22 protein-coding genes are annotated in these 22,917 nt (G+C 70.0%); 6 read left to right on the top strand and 16 right to left on the bottom strand.

All coding sequences use genetic code 11. The features are described from left to right. Positions 1-20 precede the first annotated feature (20 nt). Complete coding sequence (locus IEY81_RS21350) at positions 21-749, bottom strand: TIGR03936 family radical SAM-associated protein (RefSeq protein WP_189120507.1); 729 nt, start codon at positions 747-749, stop codon at positions 21-23. Between the two features lie 99 nt (positions 750-848). Between IEY81_RS21350 and IEY81_RS21345 the strand changes: the two genes are divergently transcribed. Then, entirely contained in the window at positions 849-1,853 is a 1,005-nt protein-coding gene (locus tag IEY81_RS21345; RefSeq protein WP_189120506.1) for an endonuclease/exonuclease/phosphatase family protein, read from the top strand. Here IEY81_RS21345 and IEY81_RS21340 read toward each other — a convergent pair. Next, the gene (locus IEY81_RS21340; protein ID WP_189120505.1) at positions 1,847-2,215 is read right to left on the bottom strand and encodes a nuclear transport factor 2 family protein; all 369 of its coding nucleotides are present in this window, start codon (positions 2,213-2,215) and stop codon (positions 1,847-1,849) included. The genes IEY81_RS21345 and IEY81_RS21340 overlap by 7 nt on opposite strands. Positions 2,216-2,332: 117 nt before the next feature. Between IEY81_RS21340 and IEY81_RS21335 the strand changes: the two genes are divergently transcribed. After that, positions 2,333-2,755 (top strand): GNAT family N-acetyltransferase, encoded by a 423-nt coding sequence (locus IEY81_RS21335; RefSeq protein WP_189120504.1) that lies wholly within the window; start codon positions 2,333-2,335, stop codon positions 2,753-2,755. Here the strand turns inward: IEY81_RS21335 and IEY81_RS21330 are convergent. Next, a complete protein-coding gene (locus IEY81_RS21330) occupies positions 2,716-3,207 on the bottom strand; it encodes a GNAT family N-acetyltransferase (RefSeq protein WP_189120503.1) in 492 nt (163 codons plus the stop codon). The two genes, IEY81_RS21335 and IEY81_RS21330, sit on opposite strands and share 40 nt — an antisense overlap. Positions 3,208-3,275: 68 nt before the next feature. On the opposite strand from IEY81_RS21330, the gene IEY81_RS21325 reads away from it, so the two are divergent. Both IEY81_RS21325 and IEY81_RS21320 read left to right on the top strand, forming a co-directional pair. Continuing rightward, positions 3,276-3,659: a RidA family protein gene (locus IEY81_RS21325; protein WP_189120502.1), complete on the top strand. Its 384-nt coding sequence runs from the start codon at positions 3,276-3,278 to the stop codon at positions 3,657-3,659. A gap of 172 nt (positions 3,660-3,831) precedes the next feature. Then, positions 3,832-4,188, top strand: coding sequence for an NUDIX domain-containing protein (locus tag IEY81_RS21320; RefSeq protein ID WP_189120526.1), 357 nt, complete (start codon positions 3,832-3,834; stop codon positions 4,186-4,188). A gap of 153 nt (positions 4,189-4,341) precedes the next feature. Here IEY81_RS21320 and IEY81_RS21315 read toward each other — a convergent pair whose 3' ends face one another. Further along, a complete protein-coding gene (locus IEY81_RS21315) occupies positions 4,342-6,312 on the bottom strand; it encodes a TIGR03960 family B12-binding radical SAM protein (RefSeq protein WP_189120501.1) in 1,971 nt (656 codons plus the stop codon). Positions 6,313-6,409: 97 nt separating this feature from the next. On the opposite strand from IEY81_RS21315, the gene IEY81_RS21310 reads away from it, so the two are divergent. Further along, positions 6,410-7,084: a class I SAM-dependent methyltransferase gene (locus tag IEY81_RS21310; protein WP_229788061.1), complete on the top strand. Its 675-nt coding sequence runs from the start codon at positions 6,410-6,412 to the stop codon at positions 7,082-7,084. A 291-nt stretch (positions 7,085-7,375) separates the two neighbouring features. On the opposite strand, the gene IEY81_RS21305 is transcribed toward IEY81_RS21310, so the two are convergent. The 8 genes from IEY81_RS21305 to ndk all read right to left on the bottom strand — a co-directional run bounded on the left by IEY81_RS21305 (position 7,376) and on the right by ndk (position 17,305). Further along, the gene (locus IEY81_RS21305) at positions 7,376-8,593 is read right to left on the bottom strand and encodes a S8 family peptidase (RefSeq protein WP_229788060.1); all 1,218 of its coding nucleotides are present in this window, start codon (positions 8,591-8,593) and stop codon (positions 7,376-7,378) included. Positions 8,594-8,913: 320 nt separating this feature from the next. Next, on the bottom strand, positions 8,914-10,602 hold the full coding sequence (locus IEY81_RS21300) for a S8 family peptidase (RefSeq protein ID WP_229788059.1): 1,689 nt from the start codon (positions 10,600-10,602) through the stop codon (positions 8,914-8,916). A 93-nt stretch (positions 10,603-10,695) separates the two neighbouring features. After that, positions 10,696-11,919: a rod shape-determining protein RodA gene (gene rodA, locus IEY81_RS21295; RefSeq protein ID WP_189120499.1), complete on the bottom strand. Its 1,224-nt coding sequence runs from the start codon at positions 11,917-11,919 to the stop codon at positions 10,696-10,698. An 18-nt stretch (positions 11,920-11,937) separates the two neighbouring features. Beyond that, on the bottom strand, positions 11,938-14,001 hold the full coding sequence (gene mrdA / locus IEY81_RS21290) for a penicillin-binding protein 2 (RefSeq protein WP_229788058.1): 2,064 nt from the start codon (positions 13,999-14,001) through the stop codon (positions 11,938-11,940). Positions 14,002-14,024: 23 nt separating this feature from the next. Further along, positions 14,025-14,567: a rod shape-determining protein MreD gene (mreD, locus tag IEY81_RS21285; protein WP_189120497.1), complete on the bottom strand. Its 543-nt coding sequence runs from the start codon at positions 14,565-14,567 to the stop codon at positions 14,025-14,027. Beyond that, positions 14,564-15,586 carry a rod shape-determining protein MreC gene (mreC, locus tag IEY81_RS21280; RefSeq protein ID WP_189120496.1) on the bottom strand — a complete coding sequence of 341 codons (1,023 nt, stop codon included), beginning with the start codon at positions 15,584-15,586 and terminating at the stop codon, positions 14,564-14,566. The genes mreD and mreC overlap by 4 nt, the downstream gene beginning before the upstream one ends. Position 15,587: 1 nt before the next feature. Beyond that, positions 15,588-16,613 carry a rod shape-determining protein gene (locus IEY81_RS21275; protein WP_189120495.1) on the bottom strand — a complete coding sequence of 342 codons (1,026 nt, stop codon included), beginning with the start codon at positions 16,611-16,613 and terminating at the stop codon, positions 15,588-15,590. 287 nt (positions 16,614-16,900) lie between these two features. Next, a complete protein-coding gene (ndk, locus tag IEY81_RS21270) occupies positions 16,901-17,305 on the bottom strand; it encodes a nucleoside-diphosphate kinase (protein ID WP_189120494.1) in 405 nt (134 codons plus the stop codon). Between the two features lie 101 nt (positions 17,306-17,406). On the opposite strand from ndk, the gene IEY81_RS21265 reads away from it, so the two are divergent. After that, a complete protein-coding gene (locus tag IEY81_RS21265) occupies positions 17,407-19,851 on the top strand; it encodes a Tex family protein (protein WP_271188429.1) in 2,445 nt (814 codons plus the stop codon). An 82-nt stretch (positions 19,852-19,933) separates the two neighbouring features. On the opposite strand, the gene IEY81_RS21260 is transcribed toward IEY81_RS21265, so the two are convergent. The 4 genes from IEY81_RS21260 to IEY81_RS21245 all read right to left on the bottom strand — a co-directional run bounded on the left by IEY81_RS21260 (position 19,934) and on the right by IEY81_RS21245 (position 22,867). Continuing rightward, entirely contained in the window at positions 19,934-20,632 is a 699-nt protein-coding gene (locus IEY81_RS21260; RefSeq protein ID WP_189120493.1) for a pyridoxamine 5'-phosphate oxidase family protein, read from the bottom strand. Positions 20,633-20,714: 82 nt separating this feature from the next. Then, positions 20,715-20,981, bottom strand: a complete 267-nt coding sequence (locus tag IEY81_RS21255; RefSeq protein WP_189120492.1) for a competence protein CoiA family protein — start codon at positions 20,979-20,981, stop codon at positions 20,715-20,717. A 10-nt stretch (positions 20,982-20,991) separates the two neighbouring features. After that, the gene (locus tag IEY81_RS21250) at positions 20,992-21,435 is read right to left on the bottom strand and encodes a DUF4233 domain-containing protein (RefSeq protein WP_229788057.1); all 444 of its coding nucleotides are present in this window, start codon (positions 21,433-21,435) and stop codon (positions 20,992-20,994) included. Then, positions 21,425-22,867 carry a bifunctional folylpolyglutamate synthase/dihydrofolate synthase gene (locus IEY81_RS21245; protein WP_189120491.1) on the bottom strand — a complete coding sequence of 481 codons (1,443 nt, stop codon included), beginning with the start codon at positions 22,865-22,867 and terminating at the stop codon, positions 21,425-21,427. The genes IEY81_RS21250 and IEY81_RS21245 overlap by 11 nt, the downstream gene beginning before the upstream one ends. Positions 22,868-22,917 lie beyond the last annotated feature (50 nt).

Here is a 22,917-nt window from a genome sequence, read left to right as displayed (position 1 = left end):
AGTGCTTCACCGACCGCAGATTAGTGCAGCGGGTCGGCGATCGTGCCGGATTCCTCGTCGAAGGTGCCCTGAGTGAGCCGGGTCAGCAGCGGCAGACCACCGTGCTCGGGCCCGACCTTCAGCCCGCCGACGCGCTGCAGCCCGGTGACGACGTCGTCGGGACGTACGGACGGGGTGCCGTGCTTGAGGAGCAGCTCGATCCGCGAGCCGCCCTCCCGCGGCGCGGAGGCGAGACGTACGACCGCGCTCCTGGCGTCGAACTCGCGCAGCCCCTTCTTGGTCATCCGCTCGACGATGACCTCTTCCGCACCGAGGAAGGCCGCCACCGCGGCCTCCGTCTCCTCCGGGCTCCCGGGGAGGTCGATGATCCACTCGCTGCCGGTGAGCAGGTCGGCCAGCGCGCCCTTCGGCGAGGTGGCGGTGTCGACGACGTCGAGCAGGTCGAGGCCGTCGGGCATGACCTCGACGAGGGCCTCCTTGGTCGAGGCCGGGTCGACGACCTCGCGCAGGGCCAGCTCGACGTACTCCGCCTCGCTCGCCGCTCCGGTCGGAGCCGCACCCGCGTAGGAGATCCGCGGGTGGGGGTTGAAGCCGGAGGAGTAGGCGACCGGGATCCGGGCCCGCGCGACCGCGCGCTCGAAGGCGCGGCTGAAGTCGCGGTGGCTGGTGAAGCGGAGCCGGCCGCGCTTGGCATAGCGGATGCGGAGACGCTGGACCGGCGGGGCCTGCTGTTCGGGCTGTTGACGCACGGAGCCGATTATGGCGTTCCGAGTGCGTGATGACCCATCCGAGGATGCGTGACCGACGGAATGTAACGGTTTGCATACGAAAAATGGGAGACTCGCGCGGTGACCCACCACAGAAGCAGGAAGTTCTCGGTACGCATCAAGCAGCTGCTGCCGATCCTCGCGGTGGCTCTCACTGTCGGCGCCATCGCCGGCCTGACCCTCGTCGCGCCGCGGCTGAACGACTCCGAGCAGGCCTCCGCAGACGCCTCCACCACCCCCAGCGCGTCACCCTCCGAGAGCCCCTCGGCCGGGGCCTCTCGCCGAGCGGAGCCGCTGCCGAAGTTCGATCCGCTCGACGCTCCTCCGGTGATCGCCAAGGCCCCCAAGAAGCCGAAGAAACCGAAGATCGACCCGTGCAAGGTCCCGCGCAACCTGACCGTGATGACCTTCAACATCAAGGGCGGCAAGGTCTCCCCCGGTGAGCTCGGCGGCATCGCCGGCGTGATCCGTGCGGCCGGCGCCGACGTCGTACTCCTCCAGGAGGTCGACCAGAACCGTCGCCGCTCGGGCAACGTCGACCAGCCCGGGATCATCGCCTCGCACCTCGGGATGCAGTCGGTCTTCGGCGCCAACGACTACATCACCGACCGCGGCGGCTACGGCAACGCCATCCTGTCCCGCTTCCCCATCGACGGCTCCTCCAACACCCACCTGCCCAACCGCGGCGGAAAGGAGCAGCGTGGGGTGCTGCGGGCCAACATCATCGTCGAGGGCCAGCGTCTGGTCGTCTTCAACACCCACCTCGACCACACCTCCGACTCGCTGCGGCGCACGCAGATCGGAGCGGTCATGTCCAAGGTCAACGCCTACGACGGTGCCAAGATCCTCGGCGGCGATCTCAACGCCGGCTCCGGATCCGGCGTCCTCGGCACCGCGCTGTCGTCACTCTCCGACGCAGGCGCGTCTCTCGGCGCCAGCCACGACGGCGGCGGGCGCGTCGACTACCTTCTTCGCAACTCCTGGCTCTCCACCGGCAAGGGGCGCGTCTCCCCCACCCGTCTCTCCGACCACCACGCCGTCAGCATCGACTTCGCGATGCGCGGCGCCGGCCACTGCGGTCAGTAGCGCTCGACCGGCACGGCTCGCTCCGGCGGCTCGTACGCCTCCGGCCAGAAGTCCGTCACGCGGGTGATGCGGCCGTCGCTGACCTCGAGGAACGTCTGCGACTCCCCCGATTCCTCGCCCATGCTCCAGTCGAACCACACCACGACTCGCTCCTCGTCGGCGATCACGGTCTTCGCGGTCAGGTGCCACTCGCCCGGATAGGTCTGGTTGAACTCGAGGAACCGCTCGCGTCCCGTGATCAGCTCGCGGGTCTGCGGCATGTCGTAGACGACGTCCTCGTCGAGCAGGGCCGTCCAGGCGTCCCAGTCGCGGCCTTCGAGGAGCTGCAGATACGTACGTCCGAGGGTGGCGTTGTCGGTCATGGCGGGAATCTAGCGGTGGTGGGCGGGGTACGACGGGGAGTTCGACAGGGGTTACTGCTTGGTATCCCCTGCCGAACTCCCCGTCGTACCCCGCCGATCCCGTGAGAGACTCCCGCCGTGATCGAACTTCGGGCCGCCACTCCTCTCGACGTCCCCGCGCTCATGGAGCTGTGGGAGGTGGCTGCGGAGAACGACGCGCGGCCGACCGACTCCGGCGACAAGATCGAGACACTGATCGCCCGGGACCCCGACGCGTGTACGGTCGCGGTGACCGCCGACGGCCGGATCGTCGGCTCGCTGATCTCGGGCTGGGACGGCTGGCGCGCCCACCTCTACCGGTTGGCGGTCCACCCCGACGTACGCCGCCAGGGGCTCGCCCGGCGTCTCCTCGCCGACGCCGAGACCCGCCTCGTCGCGCTGGGTGCCGGCCGGATCGACGCGATGGTGCTCGAGGGCAACGAGCTCGGCCAGTCCCTGTGGAAGAGCTCGGGCTACCGGGCTCAGTCGGAGTGGCGACGCTGGGTGCGGCCGGTCGACTGAGGCCGGATCATCAGGTCGTACGCCGCCCGGAACCCGCCGCGCTCGTAGAACGGCACCGACCTGTCGCTGGGGCTGAGGACGACGCGTGCGAAGTCCTCGCGGTCGGCGTGCGCGGTCAACTCGGCCAGCATCGCGGCCCCGAGCCCGCCGTTGCGGTGCTCGCGGCGGACGTAGAAGTTGGCCAGGTAGCCCCATCGCGAGGAGCCACGGCCCGGCTTCGGCATCCGGGTGAAGACGAGCATGTTGACCATGCCCGCAGGTTCACCGTCGACGCACCCCAGCCAGGTCACCCGCTGCTCGTGCTCCCTGCGCATCCACTCGTCGAACCGCTCCTCGAACCCGGGATCGTCGACCTCCTGCCTCGCCATCTCCTCCACCCAGGCCCGGCGCAGGCCGGCCAGGACGGGCGCATCCTCCGGTCCGGCCCGACGTATCTCGAACGTGTCGCTCACGGGGGTCACCCTATGGCCGCCCGAACTATTCGTTCGCGCGTCGGCACGGTCGGGCCTATCGTCGGCGAGTGGATTTCGTGACCCCCGAGGACCTGCCCACCCCCGCCGGCTACAGCCATGCCGTGATCACCGACCCCGGCGCTCGCCTCGTGGTGACCTCCGGCCAGGTCGGCATCACCGCCGACGGCACCGTCGCCGAGGGCTGGGAGGCACAGACCCGCCAGACCTTCGTCAACCTCGGCATCGCCCTCACCGCCGCCGGTGCCACCTGGGCCGACGTGGTCAAGCTGACCTACTTCGTCACCGCCACCGACGAGCTCCCGCTGATCCGGTCGATGCGCGACGAGTTCGTCGACACCACCCGCCCACCGGCCAGCTCCCTGATCCAGGTCGCCGGCCTCTTCCGCCCCGACGTGCTCATCGAGATCGAGGCGACCGCAGCGATCGGCTGACGGCAGATCCGAGGTCCCGCTTCTCAGGCCGGCAGCATTCCTGTCGATACGCTCGGCGCATGGACAAGGATCAGGCTGAGACGGCGACTCGCACGGCCGTCCGCGTCCTCCTGCTGGACGAGCGGTCCCGGGTGCTGCTGTTCCAGGGACGAGATCCGTCCGGCCGAGCGGTATCACTGAGTGGTGGTTCACCGCGGGCGGCGGAGTCGACGGCGACGAGTCGCTCATCGAAACAGCACACCGCGAGGTGGAGGAGGAGACCGGTCTGCGCGTGCTGCACATCGTCGACGTGCATCATCGCCGCGAGGTCGACTTCTGGAGCCATGGTGTCGAGTTTCGCCAGGTCGAGCACTTCGTCGCCGCGCGCACGACCCGAACGGCTCTCGTCACCGACGGATGGACCGATCTCGAGCGGCGCACCGTGATCGCGTGGCGCTGGTGGTCCGTCGACGATCTCGAGACGACCAAGGCCGTCTATTTCCCGGAGAACCTTCCCGAACTGGTTCGCCGCGCGGCCACCCTCGTCTGAGTCGCTCGGCCCTCAGGCAGGCTCGGTGCGTCGCCAGAATCCCGCATCTGCAGGATTCTGGCGGGGCCGAGTCCGCATTCGGGTGTCACTTCCCCACACCTGTTCGAAAGTTGCGGTCACCGGGTGACGCACCGCGGCTCCCCGAGCAGAGGATCAGACGACCGAGAGCGGCAGCAGCTTCTGCCCCGTGGGGCCGATCTGGATCTCGGTGTTCATCTCCGGGCAGACGCCGCAGTCGTAGCACGGGGTCCAGCGGCAGTCCTCGACCTCGATGTCCTCACCGTTCGCGGCAGCGAGGGCGTCCTCCCAGTCGGCCCAGAGCCAGTCCTTGTCGAGGCCGGAGTCGAGGTGGTCCCAGGGGAGGATCTCGTCGTACTCACGCTCGCGGGTGGTGTACCAGTCGAGGTCGACGCTGGTGTCGGCGAGGGCGGTCTCGGCGGCGTTCATCCAGCGCTCGTAGGAGAAGTGCTCGCTCCAGCCGTCGAAGCGGCCGCCGTCGCGCCAGACCTGCTCGATGATCGCGCCGACGCGGCGGTCGCCACGGGAGAGCAGCCCCTCGACGATGCCGGGCTTGCCGTCGTGGTAGCGGAAGCCGATCGCGCGGCCGAACTTCTTGTCGGAGCGGACCTCGTCGCGCAGCTTCTGCAGGCGCGCGTCGGTGGTCTCGTGGTCGAGCTGGGAGGCCCACTGGAAGGGGGTGTGGGGCTTGGGTACGAAGCCGCCGATGGAGACGGTGCAGCGGATGTCGTTGCGACCCGAGACCTCGCGGCCCTTCGCGATGACCTTCTTCGCCAGGTCGGCGATCTGCAGGACGTCCTCGTCGGTCTCGGTCGGCAGGCCGCACATGAAGTAGAGCTTCACCTGACGCCAGCCGTGGCTGTAGGCGGCGCCGACCGTGCGGATCAGGTCCTCCTCGGTCACCATCTTGTTGATGACCTTGCGCATCCGCTCGGAGCCACCCTCGGGGGCGAAGGTCAGCCCGGAGCGGCGGCCGTTGCGGGAGAACTCGTTGGCGAGGGTGATGTTGAAGGCGTCGACGCGGGTCGAGGGCAGCGAGAGCGAGACGTTGGAGCCCTCGTAACGGTCGGCGAGACCGGTCGCGACGTCACCGATCTCGGTGTGGTCGGCGGAGGACAGGGACAAGAGCCCGACCTCTTCGAAGCCGGACTTCCGGATGCCGTTCTCGACCATGTCGCCGATGGTGGTGATCGACCGCTCGCGGACGGGGCGGGTGATCATGCCGGCCTGGCAGAAGCGGCAGCCGCGGGTGCAGCCGCGGAAGATCTCCACCGAGAAGCGCTCGTGGACGGTCTCGGCCAGCGGCACCAGCGGGTTGCGCGGGTAGGGCCAGGCGTCGAGGTCCATCAGGGTGTGCTTGCGCACCCGCCACGGGATGTCGGGGCGGTTGGGCACCACGGCCTCGATCTGGCCGTCGGCGGCGTAGTTGACGTCGTAGAACTTGGGGACGTAGACGGCGCCGGAGACCGCCAGGCGGCGCAGCAGCTCGTCGCGGCCGCCGGGACTGCCCTCCTGCTTGAACTCGCGCACGACCTCGGAGATCTTGAGGACGACCTCCTCGCCGTCACCGAGCACGGCGGCGTCGAGGAAGTCGGCGATCGGCTCGGGGTTGAACGCGGCGTGACCACCGGCGAGCACGATCGGGTCGTCGTCGCCACGGTCGACCGCGTGCAGCGGGATCTGGGCGAGGTCGAGCGCGTTGAGCATGTTGGTGTAGCCGAGCTCGGTCGAGAACGACAGACCGAAGACGTCGAAGGCCCGCACCGGTCGGTGGGCGTCGACGGTGAACTGCGGGATCGGCCCCTGCTCGTCGCCCTCCCGCATGATCTTCTCCAGGTCGGGCCAGACCGCGTAGGTGCGCTCCGCCGCGATCCAGTCGCGCTCGTTGAGCACCTCGTAGAGGATCTGCACGCCCTGGTTGGGCAGGCCGACCTCGTAGGCGTCCGGGTACATCAGCGCCCAGCGCACCTCGACGTCGTTCCACTCCTTGACGGTCGAGTTGAGCTCCCCGCCGACGTACTGGATCGGCTTGGAGACCAGCGCGAGGCGCGGCTCCAGCCGAGGGAAGACGGACTCAGGAACAAGGTCGCTCTGGGCGACGGTCACGATGGGCACCTCAAAGCTCGGGAACGATCATCCCCAAGCGTACGCCGCTCCCCGACCCTGCTACCAAACCTGGCGCCGCGGGGACACAATGCCGGGCATGGCACTACGCACGTGGGCGGAGAAGTTCGCCGGAGGGACCGTGGCGCGGACGATGACCGAGCTCAACGCCCGGCACCCATGGAGCCACAACGACCACTTCCACAGCTGGATCCTGGCCAACCTGCCGGAGCGGCGAGGATCGGCCCTGGACGTCGGTTGCGGCCGAGGCGAGCTCGTGGCGACGCTCTCGCCGAGGTTCGGCACGGTGACCGGGAACGATGTGGACCCGGACATGCGTCAGCGGGCCGCTGACCGGTGCGCCGGCCTCCCGAACGTCACCATCGACGGCGGACCTTGGGCCTCGGCGACCGGCCCGTTCGACCTGGTCACCATGGTCGCCGTCCTCCACCACCTCGACGTGGCCGAGGCCCTCACGACGGTCCGCCGGCTCCTCGCTCCGGGCGGCCGCTTCCTGGCCGTCGGCCTCGCCCCTCCGGCCAGCCCGACCGACCACCTCTGGGACCTCGCCTCCGCCGTCACGAACCCGGTGATCGGCTACGTCAAGCACCCCTGGCCCAGCACCGACGGCGCCCAGCCCCCGGCGTTCCCGGTCACGGATCCGACGATGCCCCTCGACGAGCTGCGCAAGGTCGTCGGAGACGTCATGCCCGGTGCCTCGATCCGCCGACGGCTGGGGTTCCGGCACACCATCGCCTGGACCAAGCCGGCGTAGCGGACCGGCCCCGCTGGTCGAGCCGCCCGAACACGGCCCGGCTGATCGAGCCGCCGGAGCCGCCAGGCGGAGGCGTGTCGAGACCAACACAGTCCCCTACGCTCTCGATGGGACCGTGTTGGTCTCGACACGCTCGGCCGCAGGCGGCCTCCCGGCTCGACCAGCGGTGGACCCGATCTCTCAGCGGACCCGGCCTCCCGGCTCGACCAGCGGTCGACCCGAACAACACACATAGCCGTTGGGGCCGCCCCTCCCGGACGGCCCCAACGGCGTTCAGGTCAGAGCGTCGGCTCAGAACAGGTTGGTGAGCAGCAGGTTCGGGGAACCGGTGCCCGGGTTGGTGACCACGTCGGGGGTGGCGGCGCCGGTCAGGCCTTCGGCGACGTCGGCCGGGGTGGCCGAGGGGTTCGCCTCGAGGTAGAGCGCGGCGGCACCGGCGACGTGGGGGGTCGCCATCGACGTACCGGAGATGGTGTTGGTCGAGCCGTCGTTCCAGGCCGAGGTGATGTCGACGCCGGGGGCGAAGATGTCGAGGCACTCACCGGTGTTGGAGAAGCTCGCGGCGGCGTCGGTGTCGTCGGTGGCACCGACGGTGATCGCCTCCGGGACGGCTGCCGGCGAGGAGCCGCAGGCGTCGGAGCTCTCGTTGCCGGCGGCGACGGCGTAGGTCACGCCGTCGGCGATCGAGGCCTGGACGGCCGCGTCGAGGGCGGCGTCGTTGCCGCCACCGAGCGACATGTTGGCGACGGCCGGGCCGTCGGTGTGGTTCTCGGTGACCCACTCGATGCCGGCGACGACACCCTCGGTGGTGCCGGAGCCGTTGTCGTCGAGGACGCGGACCGGGACGATCGTGGCCTCCTTGGCCAGACCGTAGGTGGTGCCCGCGACGGTGCCGGCGACGTGGGTGCCGTGGCCGTTGCCGTCGGTCGGGTCGGAGTCGTTGTCGACGGCGTCGAAGCCCTCGCCGATGCGGCCCTCGAACTCCGAGTGGTCGGTCGCGACACCGGTGTCGATGATGTAGGCGGTCACGCCGGCACCGGTCTGGTCGTAGTGGTAGTTGCTGTCGAGCGGGAGCTCGGCCTGGTCGACACGGTCGAGACCCCACGTCGGGTCGGCCTGGTCGCCCTGGGTGGTGTAGCGGTGGTTGGCCTGCACGTAGGCGACGTCCGGGTTGGACCGGACCTCGGCGAGCGCGTCCTTGTCGAGCTCGGCGGAGAAGCCGTTGAACGCGGTGTTGAAGACCTGGCGTACGTCGCCGCCGGCGGCGCGCGCCTCACCACGGACCGACTTGGCCTCGGACTTCGCCACGTCGCTGCCGCCCTGCTTCTTCATGACGACGATGTACTCACCCTCGATTGCGGTCGAGGCGTCCGTACCGCGCAGCGGCGCCGGACTGTCCGCGGCACCGGCCGGGACGGTGAAGGCGATCGCCGAGGCTGCTGCTCCGACAGCGACGGCCGAGATGACTGCCGGTGCCTTGAAGGCCCGGTTCTTGATGGTTCGGTTCACGAACTGACTCCCGTCATCGTGCGGCCCTCGTGGGGCCACAACCATTCTTTTCACCGGACTTGGGAACCGCCTGTGGGGGATTCCACGCGCAGACATCACACGTGCCGGCCGAACGCCCTGCGCCCTCCCTACGGCCGCAACCCGAAGCGTTCGGTCAACCACGTAATCACGTTACGTAGAACCCGTAACGACCCAACTCTTCGCACTGCAGCAACGTGCAGATACCAAGGTGAACACCTGGGAACATCCTGGGAACATTCCCAGAACAACACACCGGGCCGCCCGCGATGAGCGGGCGACCCGGCGCGAGAGAGAGCGGATCAGGCGATGGAGGTGTCGTCGATCAGGAAGCTGGTCCCGAGCGAGGAGTCCTCGGTGCCGGTGAACGTCAGCGTGACGGTGCTACCGGCGTAGGCGGCCAGCGAGAAGGACTTCAACGAGTACGAGGAGCCCTTGTTCAGGTTGGAGTAGGTCGCCAGGGTGGTCGAGCCGATCTTGACGGTCAGCTTGTCGTACGCCGTCGTCGTGGTCGTCTCGTTGGAGGCCACCCGCAGGTAGAACGACAGCGTCTTGCTCGTCGACGGCAGGGTCACCGTCTGCGAGAGGGTGTCGGTGTGGGTGGAGCCGTAGCCGTTCAGCCACGCCTTGTAGGAGCCCGAGCGCGCGGGCGCGCTCGACGAGCTGTCGATCACGCCCGGCGAGGAGCTCCAGCCGGTCGCGCCCGACTCGAAGCCCGGGTTGACCAGCAGGTTTCCCGTGGTCGGCGGGTCCGTCGGGTCGGGGTCGGTGCCACCGCTCCACAGGGAGTAGAGGAGACGGTTGGGGGAACCGGAGCCCGGCGAGCCGACCACGCCGGTGGTGGCGTTGGAGACGATCGCCGAGGAGACCGACGACGGCGAGGCCGTCGGGTGCGCCTGCAGGTAGAGCGCGGCCACACCGGCGACGTGCGGGGTCGCCATCGACGTACCCGAGATCGTGTTGGTCGCGGTGTTGGAGGTGTGCCACGCCGAGGTGATCGAGGAACCCGGCGCGAACAGGTCGACGCAGGAGCCGATGTTGGAGAAGTCCGACCGGGCGTCGGAACTGGTTGTCGACCCGACGGTCAGCGCGCCCGAGACCCGCGACGGCGAGCCGTTGCACGCGTTCGCGCCGTAGTCGTTGCCCGCGGCGACGGCGTACGTGACGCCGTCGGCGATCGAGCTCGAGACCGCGGAGTCGAGGGTCGACGAGACCCCGCCACCGAGGGACATGTTGGCCACCGCGGGACCGGAGGTGTGGTTGGAGGTCACCCAGTTCACGCCCGCGATCACACCGGCGGTCGTACCGGAGCCGGAGGCGTCGAGCACCCGGACCGGCACGAGCGTGACGCTCTTGGCGACGCCGTACGTCGAGCCACCGACGGTGCCGGCGACGTGGGTGCCGTGGCCGTTCTCGTCCTCGGTGCTGGACCCGATGGCGGTGTAGCCCGAGGTCACCCGGCCACCGAACTCCGAGTGGGCGGAGCGGATGCCGGTGTCGATGATGTAGGCCTTCACCCCCGAGCCGGTGTAGTCGTAGTGGTAGTTCGAGTTCAGCGGCAGGTTGCGCTGGTCGATGCGGTTCAGACCCCACGTGGGGTTGGCCTGGTCGCCACTGGCCTTGACGACCTGGTTGGCCTCGACGTACGCGACGTCGGGGTCCTTGCGGAGCGCGTCGAGCGCCTCGGCGTCGAGCGTTGCGGAGAAGCCGGTGACCGCCTTGTCGTAGGCGTACTTCACCGAGCCTCCCTTCTTCTTCGCGAGCGCGCGGGCGTCGGCCGCGTTGGCCTTGGCCGCGGCGCCGTTGCCCTTCATCACGACGATGTAGGAGTTGTCGATGGCAGTCGACTTCTCGGCGCCGATCAGCGGTGCCGGGCCGTCGGCCGCGCCGGCGGGACCGGACATGGCCAGGATGGTGGTGGCGGCGCCGACGGCCGTCACCGTCGCTGCAGCGAGGGCGCCGAGGCGCTGGTTTCTGTGGGGTCGGTTCACGATTACTGCTCCCGTCGTCAAGCAGCCTCGGGTTGAGGGCTGCAAGGGGTAACAGATGCCCTGTGGGGCAACCGGAACGGAACGTAATCGAGTTTAATTTCGATGAAACGCGACATCTTTTCGCACTGCAGCAACCTGCAGGCGATCACGCGAGCGGAGGTCCTGAAGTGGTCCGGACCGGTCCAGACCGGTGCGCCTCGAACGGGCCGAGATGCCGAGCAGCAGACCCACTGCCAGCAGCGCCGCGATCATCGAGGAACCGCCGTAGGAGAGCAACGGTAGCGGCACCCCGGTGACCGGCATGATGCCGAGGCACATGCCGATGTTCTGGAAGCTCTGGATGCCCAGCCAGCACACGATCCCGGCGGCGGCGACGCGCCCGAAGAGGTCGTCGGTGCGGGCCGCGATCCGCAGGCCGCGCCAGAGCACGACACCGATCAGCCCGATCACGAGCAGCGATCCGACCAGGCCCAGCTCCTCCCCCACGACCGTGAAGATGAAGTCGGTGTGCTGCTCGGGGACGAAGCCCGCGCGGGCCTGCGACCCCTCGAACAGGCCCTGGCCGAAGATGCCACCGTCGCCGATCGCGATCCGCGCCTGCTGCACGTTGTAACCGGCCCCGCGCGGGTCGAGCGACGGATCGGTGAAGGCCATGAAGCGGTTGATCTGATATTGCTTCAGCAACCCCGAGGCCACCACCGTGGTGGCGCCCGCGAGGCCGGCCAGCGCCAGCAGCGCCAGCCATCGCCGTGGCGTGCCGGCAGCGGCCAGCACGCAGAAGACGGTCACGCCGAGCACCAGCGTCGTCCCGAGGTCGGGCTGCATCACGACCAGCGCGATCGGCACCGCCGCGACCAAGATCATCGCGACCACGTCGCCCAGCGACACCCGTGCCTGCCAGCGGCCCTCGCTGCGCTCGGCGAGCACCAGCGCCATCGCGATGACCACGGCCAGCTTGGCCAGCTCCGAGGGCTGGAACTGGACCGGACCGAGCGCGACCCAGGACTTCGACCCGTTGACCGTCGAGCCCATCACGAGCACCAGCACCAGCCCGACCACCGCGCCCAGATAGACCACGGGCGTCAGCAGCCGGACCCAGCGGTGGTTGGTGGCGACCACGCCCACCATCAGCACCAGCCCCGCGGCGACGTTGATGGTCTGCTTGCGCAGGTAGGCTGTGGTGTCGCCGCCGGTGATCGCGTCGCGGTGGATGGTCGCGGACCAGACGAAGAGCACCGACAGCGTCACCAGGACCAGCACCGCGCCCAGCAGGATCAGGTCGATGCGGCGTACGAAGGCCATCACGTCGTTCTTCATGCGCTGTTCCTCCGCCCCTCAGTCCTTCGGTGCGGTGATCGAGCCGTCGGCGCCGAACGCGGGCAGGTTCTTCGGCGGGTCGATGCCCTTGATCGCGGCCTTGTTGGGCCGGACCTCGGCGCCGCCCTCCTCGATCCCGTAGAGCGTCTCCCACAGCTTGCGCACGGCGTCGCCGACCGAGCCGGAGCCGGTGCCGCCCTGGGAGATGGTCATGATCACGACGTACTTCTTGTTGTACGTCGCGACCCAGCCGCTCGTCTGCTTGCCGGTGACCTCGGCAGTGCCGGTCTTGCCGCGGATCTTCACCTCGTCGAGCGGGAAGCCGCCGAACTTCCAGGACAGGGTGCCGGTGCGCGGGGTGCCGAGGAGCGCCTTGTTGACGTAGTCGATGCTCTTGTCCGAGACCTTCACCTTGCCGGCGACCGAGGGCTCGATCCGCTCGACCACGGTGCCGTCGCCGCTCACGACCGCCTTGCCGATCCGCGGCTCGTAGAGGGTGCCACCGTTGGCCAGCGAGGCATAGGCCCGCGCCAGCTGGATCGGGGTGACCATCGTGTCGCCCTGACCGATGGAGAAGTTCACCGCGTCGCCGGTGCGGTAGTAGTTGCCCTCGATGCAGAACTCGTGGGCGAAGAGCTTCAGGAACGAGGTCGGCGCATTGCCCTTCTCGTCCATCTTGCAGTAGTAGCCCTTCATGGCCTCGTAGTACTCGGCTTTCCACTTCCGGTCCGCGATCCGGCCTGCAGACTCCCCCGGCAGGTCGATACCGGTGCGCTTGCCGAAGCCGAACTTCTTGGCGGTCTCCACCAGCGGGTCGCGAGCCTTGACGTCGGCCGGGTTCGAGCCGTACTTCTGCCAGTAGTGGACGGCGACCCGGTAGAAGAAGGTGTTGCAGGAGACCTCGAGCGCTCTGGCGAAGTCGATGGAGCCGTAAGGGGCCGACTCGTAGTTCTTGAACCAGCGGTTGCCGACCTGGAGACCGCTGGAGCACTCCAGCCGGGAGTCGGGGGTGTAACCGTTGTTGAGCGCGCCCACGGTCATGAACGGCTTCCACGTCGAGCCGGGCGCGAACTGGCCCTGGGTGGCACGGGGCAGCAGCGGGTAGCCGGCCTTCTTGGAGTAGAGCCGGTCGAGCTGTTTTTGGCTGATGCCGCCGACCCACTCCTCCGGGTCGTACGTCGGCTGGCTGGCCATCGCGACCAGCCGGCCGGTCTGCGCCTCCATCACCACGACGGAGCCGGAATCAGCCTCGTAGTTGCGGCCGGTGATCTTGTCGAAGGTGTTGCGGGCGGTCTCGATCGACTCGGCGAGCAGCTTCTCGGCGCGACCCTGCACCTTGGCGTCGATGCTGGTGACCAGGGTGTCACCGGGCTGGGAGGCGACCGAGTCGCCACGGCCGATCTCCCGGCCGAGCGAGTCGACCGTGACGGTGTCGTAGCCGGGCATCCCGCGCAGCCACTGGTCGTACTGCTTCTCGACGCCCGAACGCCCCACCATAGAGGTGTTGTTGAGGGACTCGTCGCCGCGCTCCTTGGCGTTCTCGTGCTCGTCCTCGGTGATCGGCGAGAGGTAGCCGAGGACTCCGGCGGCGTTGATGCCGAAGGGACTCGGGTACGAACGCAGCGTCTGCTTCTCGGCGACCACGCCAGGGAAGTCCTCGGGCTGTTCGAGGATGCGCAGCGCGGTGGACTCGGAGACGTCGGTGGCGATCGGCACCGGCTGGTAGCGGGTGCCGGACCAGTTGGCGATCGCCTGGTTCTGCTTCTTCGGGGAGACGTCGACCGCCTTGGCGACGCGCTGCATCAGCGTCTTGCGGTCCTCCTCCTCCAGCCCGTCGAGCACGCCCTGGTCGAGGCTGACCACCCACGCCGACCGGTTGGTCACCATCGGCCGGCCCTGCGCGTCGACGATGATGCCGCGCACCGGCTGACGCACGACCTCGCGCTTGGACTGCGAGGCGGCGGCCGCCTGGTAGGCGTCGCCGTGGCGCACCTGCAGGTAGAAGAGCCGGACGCCGAGCGTGGCCAGCAGGGAGAAGACGAGCGCCTGGATCACGATCAGCCGCAGCCGGCTGACTTGCACGGTCGGCAGTCTGCTGCGGGCCATCACAGATCACCCCTGCCCAGCAGCCACAGCAGCATCGGGATCAGCAGCGGCGCCAGCAGCAGGTCGTAGCCGACGCTGATCGCCACCGTCGGCAGCAGCGTCAGCGGCGCCTCACCGAGGATCAGCCCGCTGACCGCGAAGATGCTGACCCCGATGAACGCGCAGCACGCCACCGTGGCCATCACCGTCATCGCGCTCGGGCGGCCCTGGCTGCTGTGGTTGATGCTGCCCTCGCGCACTCGGCCGGCGACGTAGCCGACGATCAGCAGGGCCAGCGCCCAGCGGCCGGCGGTGTGGTCGGCGGGCGGCGCCAGATCGAGGAGAACGCCGGCGGCGAACCCGGTCACCAGACCGGCCTGGCCGCCGCGGGTGAGGGCGACCGCAAGGACGACCAGGAGGGCCAGGTCAGGCGTGACGCCACGGACGGCGAAGGCCGGCGCCACGCTCAGCTGGAGGACGATCGCGATCACGATCATCAGGCCGACCAGGACGTTGCGCAGCACCGGCGCGGCGCCCGAGGCCCGGGCTTCCATCTCGCTCATCGCAGCTCCCCTTCCGGTGTGACCACGGCGCGGTCGCTCAAGGTGTCACCCGGCACCACGACACCGACGACGTCGAGCGAGCCGAAGTCGACGTACGGCTTGATCCGCACGGTCCGCGAGGAGTCCCGCACGCTCGCGAAGGTGTCGGTCACCTCGCCGATCGGCAGGCCCGAGACGTACGGAGCGGCCCGGCCGTCACCCCAGGTGACGACCGTCTCGCCCTTGAGCGGGGCGGCGGTCTGGTCGACGAGGTCGAGGGAGAGCAGACCGGAATCGGCCTGACCGGCGACCACACCGGATCCACGGACCATGCCGACCTGGCCGGAGTGCTTGTCGCCGCGGTCGGCACCGCCGACGCGACCGCCGACGACCGAGGCGGCGTCGACGATCAGCAGGACGGTGGCGGAGGTCTTGGTCACCCGCAGCACCCGGCCGACCAGCCCGTCGCCGGTGACGACCGACATGTCGGACTTGATCCCGGCGGCGCTGCCGGCGTCGATGGTGACGGTGCGGTTGAAGGTCTGGGCGGGACCGTGGGCGGTGACGCGCGCGGGCACGAGGGCGTAGCCGAGATCCTCCGCGGCGCGGGTGATCGACTCGTACTCGGCGAGCTTGGCGCGGCCGTAGTCGGTGACCTCGACCTGGCGGCGCAGCCGGGAGTTCTCGGCCTCGAGGTGGGCGAGCCGGTCACGCAGGTCGTCGCGGGTGTCGAACCACTCCGGCACGCCGGTGAGCGGGCGGGCGATCATCGCCGCGCCGGTCTCCAGCGGCGAGAGCGCCTCGCCGACCGCGGTGCGGGCCGGCTCCAGGACCGGGGTCTGGTCGAGCGTCGCCAGCGTCGCGCAGCACAGGATCAGCGCGATCAGCCAGGAGCGCTTCGGGCCGCTGACCGCCTTCGTCTCGAGGCTGCCGCGCCGGTTGAGCCGCTCCCGTGGCGTACGGCTCGGGGGTTTGGGGCCCTTGCGCTGGTCCAGCCCTTTGCGCAGGCGTTCGCTGGGACGCGGGCTCAGCAACGACACGTCACCATCTCCTGTTCTCGTTCACCAGGACGGGGCGGAGCACGTCGTAGTCCTCGACGCAGCGGCCGGCGCCCATCGCGACCGAGGTCAGCGGGGACTCGGCGATGTGGACCGGCATGCCGGTCTCGTGGCGCAGGCGCTCGTCGAGGCCGCGGAGGAGCGCGCCGCCGCCGGTGAGGACGATGCCGCGGTCCATGATGTCGCCGGCCAGCTCGGGCGGCGTCTGGTCGAGGGTGGAGCGGACCGCGTCGAAGATGTCGTGGAGCGGCTCCTCGATCGCCTTGCGCACCTCGGCGCTGGAGACGCTCACGGTGCGCGGCAGCCCGCTGACCATGTCGCGGCCGCGGATCTCCGCCTCGGGCTCGTTGGGCAGCGGCCAGACCGAGCCGAGGGTCATCTTGACCTCCTCGGCGGTGCGCTCGCCCAGGAGGAGCGCGTGCTCCTTCTTCAGCCAGGTCATGATCGCGTTGTCGAGCTGGTGGCCGGCGGTGCGGATCGACTGGCTGGTCACGATACCGCCGAGGCTGATCACCGCGACCTCGGTGGTGCCGCCGCCGATGTCGACGACCATGTTGCCGGTCGGGAGGTGCACCGGCAGACCGGCGCCGATCGCGGCCGCCATCGGCTCCTCGATGATGTTCACCATCCGGGCGCCGGACTGGTAGCCGGCCTCCTTCACCGCGCGGATCTCGACCGCGGTGATCCCGGACGGGACGCAGATGACCATCCGCGGCTTGGCGAAGTAGCGCCGCCGGTGGACCTGCTGGATGAAGTAGCGCAGCATCTGCTCGGTCGCCTCGAAGTCGGCGATGACGCCGTCCTTCAGCGGTCGCAGCGCGGCGATGTCGTCGGGCGTACGCCCCAGCATCTTCTTGGCCTCATGGCCGACGGCGACCATCTCGCCGCTGAACTTGTTGAGCGCGACCACACTGGGCTCGTCGACGAGAACGCCCTTGCCGCGGACGTAGACGAGTGTGTTTGCGGTGCCGAGGTCCACCGCCATGTCGCGTCCAATGATGCTCGCCATACGTCCTCGCGTTCCCGGGGTGCCGCGTCGGGGATCTGTGGTGCAGGATACGGCCCTGCCGACGAGGCTACGAAGGTCTGAGCCCCAAACCGGAGAGGCTCGCCGAAACCGCAACGATACGCGGTCGCCCCGCGGCGTGGTCCAGCGGGAGGGCGGGTGTTTTGGGCGTCTTCGACGAGGGTCGTCGACGCCTGTTCCGCAGGTCGGAAAACCGGCCGAGAAGGCCGCTGAAATGACGAGATCGCGCCGGTGGAAACCGGCGCGATCTCGTCAGAGGAACAGTCGGCTCAGGCGCCGAACCAGAGCTTGATCTCGCGGTCGGCCGACTCGGGCGAGTCGGAGCCGTGGACGAGGTTCTCGCGGTTGGAGAGCGAGAGGTCACCGCGGATGGTGCCGGGAGCGGCCTTGCGACCGTCGGTGGCGCCGTTGAGCGCGCGGACGACCTCGATCGCCTCGTCGCCCTCGAGCACGGCGGCGACGAGCGGGCCGGAGGTGACGAAGTCGCGCAGCGGCGGGTACCACGGCTGCTCGACGTGCTCGGCGTAGTGCTCGTCGGCCAGGCCCGCGTCGATGGTGCGGTGCTCCAGCTTCACGATCGAGAGGCCCTTGGCCTCGTAGCGGGACAGGATCTCCCCCACCAGACCCCGGCGGACGGCGTCGGGCTTGAGGATCACGAACGTGCGCTGCGTCATGGGCTGAGCGTATCGGTGCCGGCCACGCCGAGCACGTTCGGCCCCGTCGCGGCCGAGCCGTGTTGAGAAGGTGTCGGTGGGATGCGGCAGGATGGCGCCCCGTGACGACAACCCCATCAGCTCCGACGCTCGCAGACTCGATGGCCGGCATCCCGGCCCGCATCGCCGAAGATCTCGGGGTGCGCCCGGCGCAGGTGACCGCGGCGGTCGCCCTGCTCGACGAGGGCTCGACGGTGCCGTTCATCGCGCGCTACCGCAAGGAGGTCACCGGTGGCCTCGACGACGCCCAGCTGCGTACGCTGGAGGAGCGGCTCGGCTACCTGCGCGACCTCGAGGAGCGGCGCGCGGCGGTGCTCGCCGAGATCGCCAAGCAGGACAAGCTGACCCCTGAGCTGCAGGCCTCGATCCTCGCCGCCGACACCAAGGCGCGGCTGGAGGACATCTACCTGCCGTTCAAGCCCAAGCGGCGCACCAAGGCGATGATCGCCCGCGAGAACGGGCTCGAGCCGCTGGCCGACGGGCTGCTGGCCGACCCGACGCTGGACCCGGTCGTCGAGGCGGAGAAGTACCTCGGCGAGCAGGTCGCCGACGCCAAGGCCGCCCTCGACGGCGCTCGGGCGATCCTGGTCGAGCGGTTCGGCGAGGACGCCGACCTGATCGGCACGCTCCGCGAGCGGATGTGGACGCAGGGCCGCCTGGTGACCCGGGTGCGCGAAGGTCGTGAGAACGATCCGGCGGCGGCGAAGTTCTCCGACTACTTCGACTTCTCCGAGGCGTACGCCTCCCTCCCCTCCCACCGCACCCTGGCCGTGCTCCGCGCGGAGAAGGAGGAGGTCCTCGACGTCACCCTCTCGCCCTATGCCGAGGAGCCGGTGCCGGGCGAGGTGACCGACTACGAGCGCTCGATCGCGGCCCGCTTCGGCATCGTCGACTCCGGCCGCCCGGCCGACAAGTGGCTGGCCGAGACGGTGCGCTGGGCATGGCGCACCCGGATCCTGTTCCGGCTCGAGCTCGACATGCGCAGCCGGATCCGCACCGCCGCCGAGGAGGCCGCGATCGCGGTCTTCGCCGACAACCTGCGCGACCTGCTGCTGGCCGCGCCGGCCGGCACCCGCACCACCATGGGCCTCGACCCCGGCATCCGCACCGGCGTGAAGGTGGCCGTGGTCGACGCGACCGGGAAGGTCGTCGACACCGCGACCGTCTACCCGCACGAGCCGCGCCGCGACTGGGACGGCGCCCTGGCCACGCTGGCGACGCTGGCCAAGAAGCACTCGGTCGACCTGATCGCGATCGGCAACGGCACCGCCTCGCGCGAGACCGACAAGCTCGCCGCCGACCTGCTCAAGCTCCTGCCCGACCAGAAGATGACCAAGGTGATGGTCTCCGAGGCCGGTGCCTCGGTCTACTCCGCCTCGGCCTACGCCTCCTCCGAGCTGCCCGACCTCGACGTCTCGCTGCGCGGCGCGGTCTCGATCGCCCGCCGCCTGCAGGACCCGCTGGCCGAGCTGGTGAAGATCGAGCCGAAGTCGATCGGTGTCGGGCAGTACCAGCACGACCTGCCGGAGTACGGCCTCTCCAAGTCGCTCGACGCGGTCGTCGAGGACTGTGTGAACGGTGTCGGGGTCGATCTCAACACCGCCTCGGCGCCGCTGCTGCGCCGGGTCTCCGGGATCACCGAGTCGCTCGCCTCCGCGATCGTCGCGCACCGCGACGCCAACGGCCCCTTCCGCACCCGTCGTGAGCTCACCAAGGTGGCGCGGCTCGGCCCGAAGGCGTTCGAGCAGGCGGCCGGTTTCCTCCGGATCCGTGGCGGCGACGACCCGCTCGACCTCTCCGGGGTCCACCCGGAGTCCTACCCGGTCGTGCAGCGGATCCTCGACAAGGCCTCGGCCGACATCGGGTCGGTCATCGGCAACAGCCGGGTGCTCAAGTCGCTGAAGCCCGCCGAGTTCGTCGACGAGAAGTTCGGGCTCCCGACGGTCACCGACATCCTCGCCGAGCTGGAGAAGCCCGGGCGTGACCCGCGCCCTGAGTTCAAGACGGCGACCTTCGACGACTCGGTCCACGCCCTCTCCGACCTGCGCCCGGGCATGGTCCTGGAGGGCACGGTCACCAACGTGGCCGCCTTCGGCGCCTTCGTCGACGTCGGCGTCCACCAGGACGGCCTGGTCCACATCTCGGCGATGTCGGACAAGTTCGTCGAGGACCCGCGCGACGTGGTCCGCTCCGGCGACGTCGTCCGCGTCAAGGTGCTCGAGGTCGACGAGGCCCGCAAGCGCATCTCGCTGACCCTGCGGCTCCAGGACGACGCCCCCGCCGGCGTGGCCAAGGACGAGGCCGGTCGCTCGGGGCGCACCGGTGGCGGCCGACCCGGCCAGCGAGGTCAGGGCGGCGGACAGGGCGGACAAGGCGGACAGCGGGGCCAGGGCAAGGGCGGACCGAAGGGCGGCAAGGGCGGCGGCCGACCCGGCGGCAACCGCGGCTCCTCCGCCCCCGCCAACAGCGCCATGGCCGACGCGCTGCGGCGGGCCGGGCTCAGCTGATTCGGCGTATGTTCACCGAGGTGACTCGTCGAAGTGCCGCCTCCTTCGTGGAACTCCACGAAGGAGGCGGCCACTGACCGAGTTACCTCGGTGAACGTTCCGCGAGCCCCGCGGCCCGACGCACGACATCCTCCGGAACCGGCGCGGTCGAGTCCTCGGCGGTGACCGGGGCGCCGGCGACACGGTGGATCGGGATCACCCCGGCCCAGCCCGGACCGCCGACATCGGCCGGGTCGTCGACCGGCCCCTCGTCTCGCGCCTTCATCGACGCCTCCGCGAGCGGAAGGGCGAGCACGGCGGTCGCGGCGAGCTCCTTGCGGGTGGCCGGACGCAGCGTGTCCCAGCGGCCGGGGATCATCTGATCGACCACCAGCGCCAGGGCGCGCTCGCGCTCGTCCGGGTCCTCCACCAGCCGCGCGCGGCCCATGACCACCGCCGAGCGGTAGTTCATCGAGTGGTGGAACCCGCTGCGGGCGGCAACCAGTCCGTCGAGCTCGGTGATCGTCACGCACACGTCGCGCTCCAGCGCCCGGCCGAGCCAGCCGGCCGCGACCGATCCGTGCAGATAGAGCGAGCCGCCCTCGTCGGGGCCGTCCAGATCGAAGCCGTACGCGGTGGGCAGGACGACGGGGTGTGCGTCCTCCCCTGCTCCGACCGTCACCCCCAGGTGCGCGAGGAGCGCTGATCCGAGGAAGGTGTGCAGCTGCTCGCGGTCGGTGACGGCGCGATTCCTGCCGCGGCTGATCCGGGTGCGTGGGGTCGGTGACAACGTCGTGCTCATGGCGCCATCCTGACGGCGGAGCAGTCCGGTGGCACGGGCCAATTCCGGACGACCTCGACGGGCCATTCGCGTCCGACGGACGCTAGCGACCGGGCGCGTCGTCCTCGATCAGGTCGAAGAGGCTCTCCAGGCTGTCCGGATCGTCCTCGCCACCGCCGACGGACCACCCGGAGCTCGTCCGTCGCAGCTGCTGGCCCATCAGCCGGCACGACTGTCCGGCCTTGTGCGCGTAGTGAGCCGTACGCGTCCGAGGTCGGCGCAGCACCAGCGCGTTGCCGCACGCCGGGCACAGCGCCCAGTCGGCAGGCTTCTCGTCCGTCGCCATCTGCAGCTCGTCGCGCTCCTCCACGGCGACCAACCTACCGGGCCTCGGATTCCTCCTCGGGCACCTCGGCGGTGTCCGCAGCGGTGCCCTCGGTTGCGTCCTCCTCGGCGACGATCCGGTCGTACGCCTCGAAGGCAGCGGCCCGCTCGCTCTCGATCTTGCGCCCGAGGATGTCGGCCATCCCCCACAGGATCGCGAAGATCACGCCGACCACGAACATGATCGAGATCAAGAAGCCCATCGCGATCGCCGCGACCTGCAGCGCCCAGCCGAGCCAGTAGGCCCACGGGCGGCGCAGCATCCCGGCCACCACGATGCAGGCCACGAAGAAGCCGAGCCCCAGCGGCAGCGCCAGACCGGCGGAGACCCCGCCGATCGAGATCATCACCGGCGTCGCCAAGGCGACCGCGAGCCCCTCCATCGAGACGATCGCGGCGCACATCCCGCGCCGCGGCGACTTCTCCCGCTCACTCGCCATCGGCGTCCGCCTCCAGGTAGGCCTCGAGCTCCGGGTCGGCGGTCGGCACGACCTTGGCGGTCGCGGCCGACGCCGTGGCCGGGCCGCGGCCGCCCAGCAGCGTACGAGCCTCGCCGGCGGTCACCACGGAGCCGGTCACGAGCACGGCACCCTCGGAGATCGAGCCGGAGTCGGCGGACTCGGAGAGGGCGAGCGCGGCGTCGATGGCGTCGGCGAGCCGCGGCACGACCGAGACCCGCTCCTCGCCGTAGAGGTCGACGGCGATCTTGGCGAGCTCGATCGCGGGGAGGGCGCGCTCGGTGGAGTTCTGGGTGACGACGAGGTGCTCGAGATGGGGCTCGAACGCGGCGAGCAGGCCGTCGACGTCCTTGTCGGCCATCACGCCGACGACCCCGACCACGCCGGAGAAGGAGAAGGAGTCCTCGAGCGCTGCGACCGTCGCCTCGGCTCCGGCGGGGTTGTGGGCGGCGTCGAGCAGGATCGTCGGAGAGGCCCGCACGATCTCCAGCCGCGCCGGGGAGTCGACCTTCGCGAAGGCATCGCGCACCAGCTCGTCGGCGAGCACCGTGTCCCCGAGGAACGCCTCGACCGCAGCCAGGGCCGCGGCGGCGTTCTGCGCCTGGTGGGCACCGTAGAGCGGCAGGAACAGGTCCTCGTACGTCCCACGCAGCCCGCGCAGCGTGACGATCTGTCCGCCCACCGCAGGGGTGCGGGACACGACCGCGAAGTCGGTGCCCTCCCACAGCAGCCGCGCGCCCACCTCGGCGGCGTGCTGGTCGAGCACGGCCGCGACCTCGACGGTCTGCTCGGCGATCACCGCGACCGCACCGGGCTTGATGATCCCGGCCTTCTCGCGGGCGATGGCGGCCGGGTTGTCGCCCAGGTATTTGGCGTGGTCGACCGCGATCGGGGTCACCACCGCGACGTCGGCGTCCGCCACGTTGGTGGCGTCCCAGCCTCCGCCGAGACCGACCTCGACCACGGCCACATCGACCGGGGCCTCGGCGAACTTGGCGTAGGCCATCCCGACCATCGTCTCGAAGAACGACAGCGGGTGCGGCTGGTCCTCGTCGACCATGCCGAGGTAGTGGGCGACGTCGTTGAACGCGGCCACGAAGTCGTCGTCGGAGAGCGGCTCACCGTCGATCGAGATCCGCTCGTTGATCCGCTCGACGTGCGGCGAGGTGAACCGTCCCACGCGCAGGTCCAGCGACCGCAGCAGCGTGTCGATCATCCGGGAGGTGGAGGTCTTGCCGTTGGTGCCGGTCAGCTGGACGATCCGGAACGCCGCCTGCGGGTCACCGAGGATCTCGAGCAGCGCACGGATCCTGTCCAGCGACGGCTCCAGACGGGTCTCGGGCCAACGCGACTGCAGCGCTTCCCAGACCTCTTCGATCGTGGCCGCCAGGCGCGGCGAGGGAGTCTCACTCATCGTGCCGAGTCTATGCGCCCGCCGCTTCCCAGCGAATCCGCGGACCGATA

Origin of the sequence: Nocardioides luteus (assembly GCF_014648595.1) — a bacterium.
In the GTDB taxonomy this organism is placed as follows: domain Bacteria; phylum Actinomycetota; class Actinomycetes; order Propionibacteriales; family Nocardioidaceae; genus Nocardioides; species Nocardioides luteus.
The sequence above is the reverse complement of the archived record's forward strand: the minus strand, read 5'-3'. Positions and strand labels throughout refer to the sequence as shown.

Excerpts from the sequence above, each read along its gene's own strand:
- IEY81_RS21340 (WP_189120505.1), bottom strand. The coding sequence starts at position 2,215 with ATGACCGACAACGCCACCCTCGGACGTACGTATCTGCAGCTCCTCGAA.
- IEY81_RS21310 (WP_229788061.1), top strand. The coding sequence starts at position 6,410 with ATGGCACTACGCACGTGGGCGGAGAAGTTCGCCGGAGGGACCGTGGCG.
- rodA (WP_189120499.1), bottom strand. The coding sequence starts at position 11,919 with ATGAAGAACGACGTGATGGCCTTCGTACGCCGCATCGACCTGATCCTG.
- mreD (WP_189120497.1), bottom strand. The coding sequence starts at position 14,567 with ATGAGCGAGATGGAAGCCCGGGCCTCGGGCGCCGCGCCGGTGCTGCGC.
- IEY81_RS21275 (WP_189120495.1), bottom strand. The coding sequence starts at position 16,613 with ATGGCGAGCATCATTGGACGCGACATGGCGGTGGACCTCGGCACCGCA.
- ndk (WP_189120494.1), bottom strand. The coding sequence starts at position 17,305 with ATGACGCAGCGCACGTTCGTGATCCTCAAGCCCGACGCCGTCCGCCGG.
- IEY81_RS21260 (WP_189120493.1), bottom strand. The coding sequence starts at position 20,632 with ATGAGCACGACGTTGTCACCGACCCCACGCACCCGGATCAGCCGCGGC.
- IEY81_RS21250 (WP_229788057.1), bottom strand. The coding sequence starts at position 21,435 with ATGGCGAGTGAGCGGGAGAAGTCGCCGCGGCGCGGGATGTGCGCCGCG.
- IEY81_RS21245 (WP_189120491.1), bottom strand. The coding sequence starts at position 22,867 with ATGAGTGAGACTCCCTCGCCGCGCCTGGCGGCCACGATCGAAGAGGTC.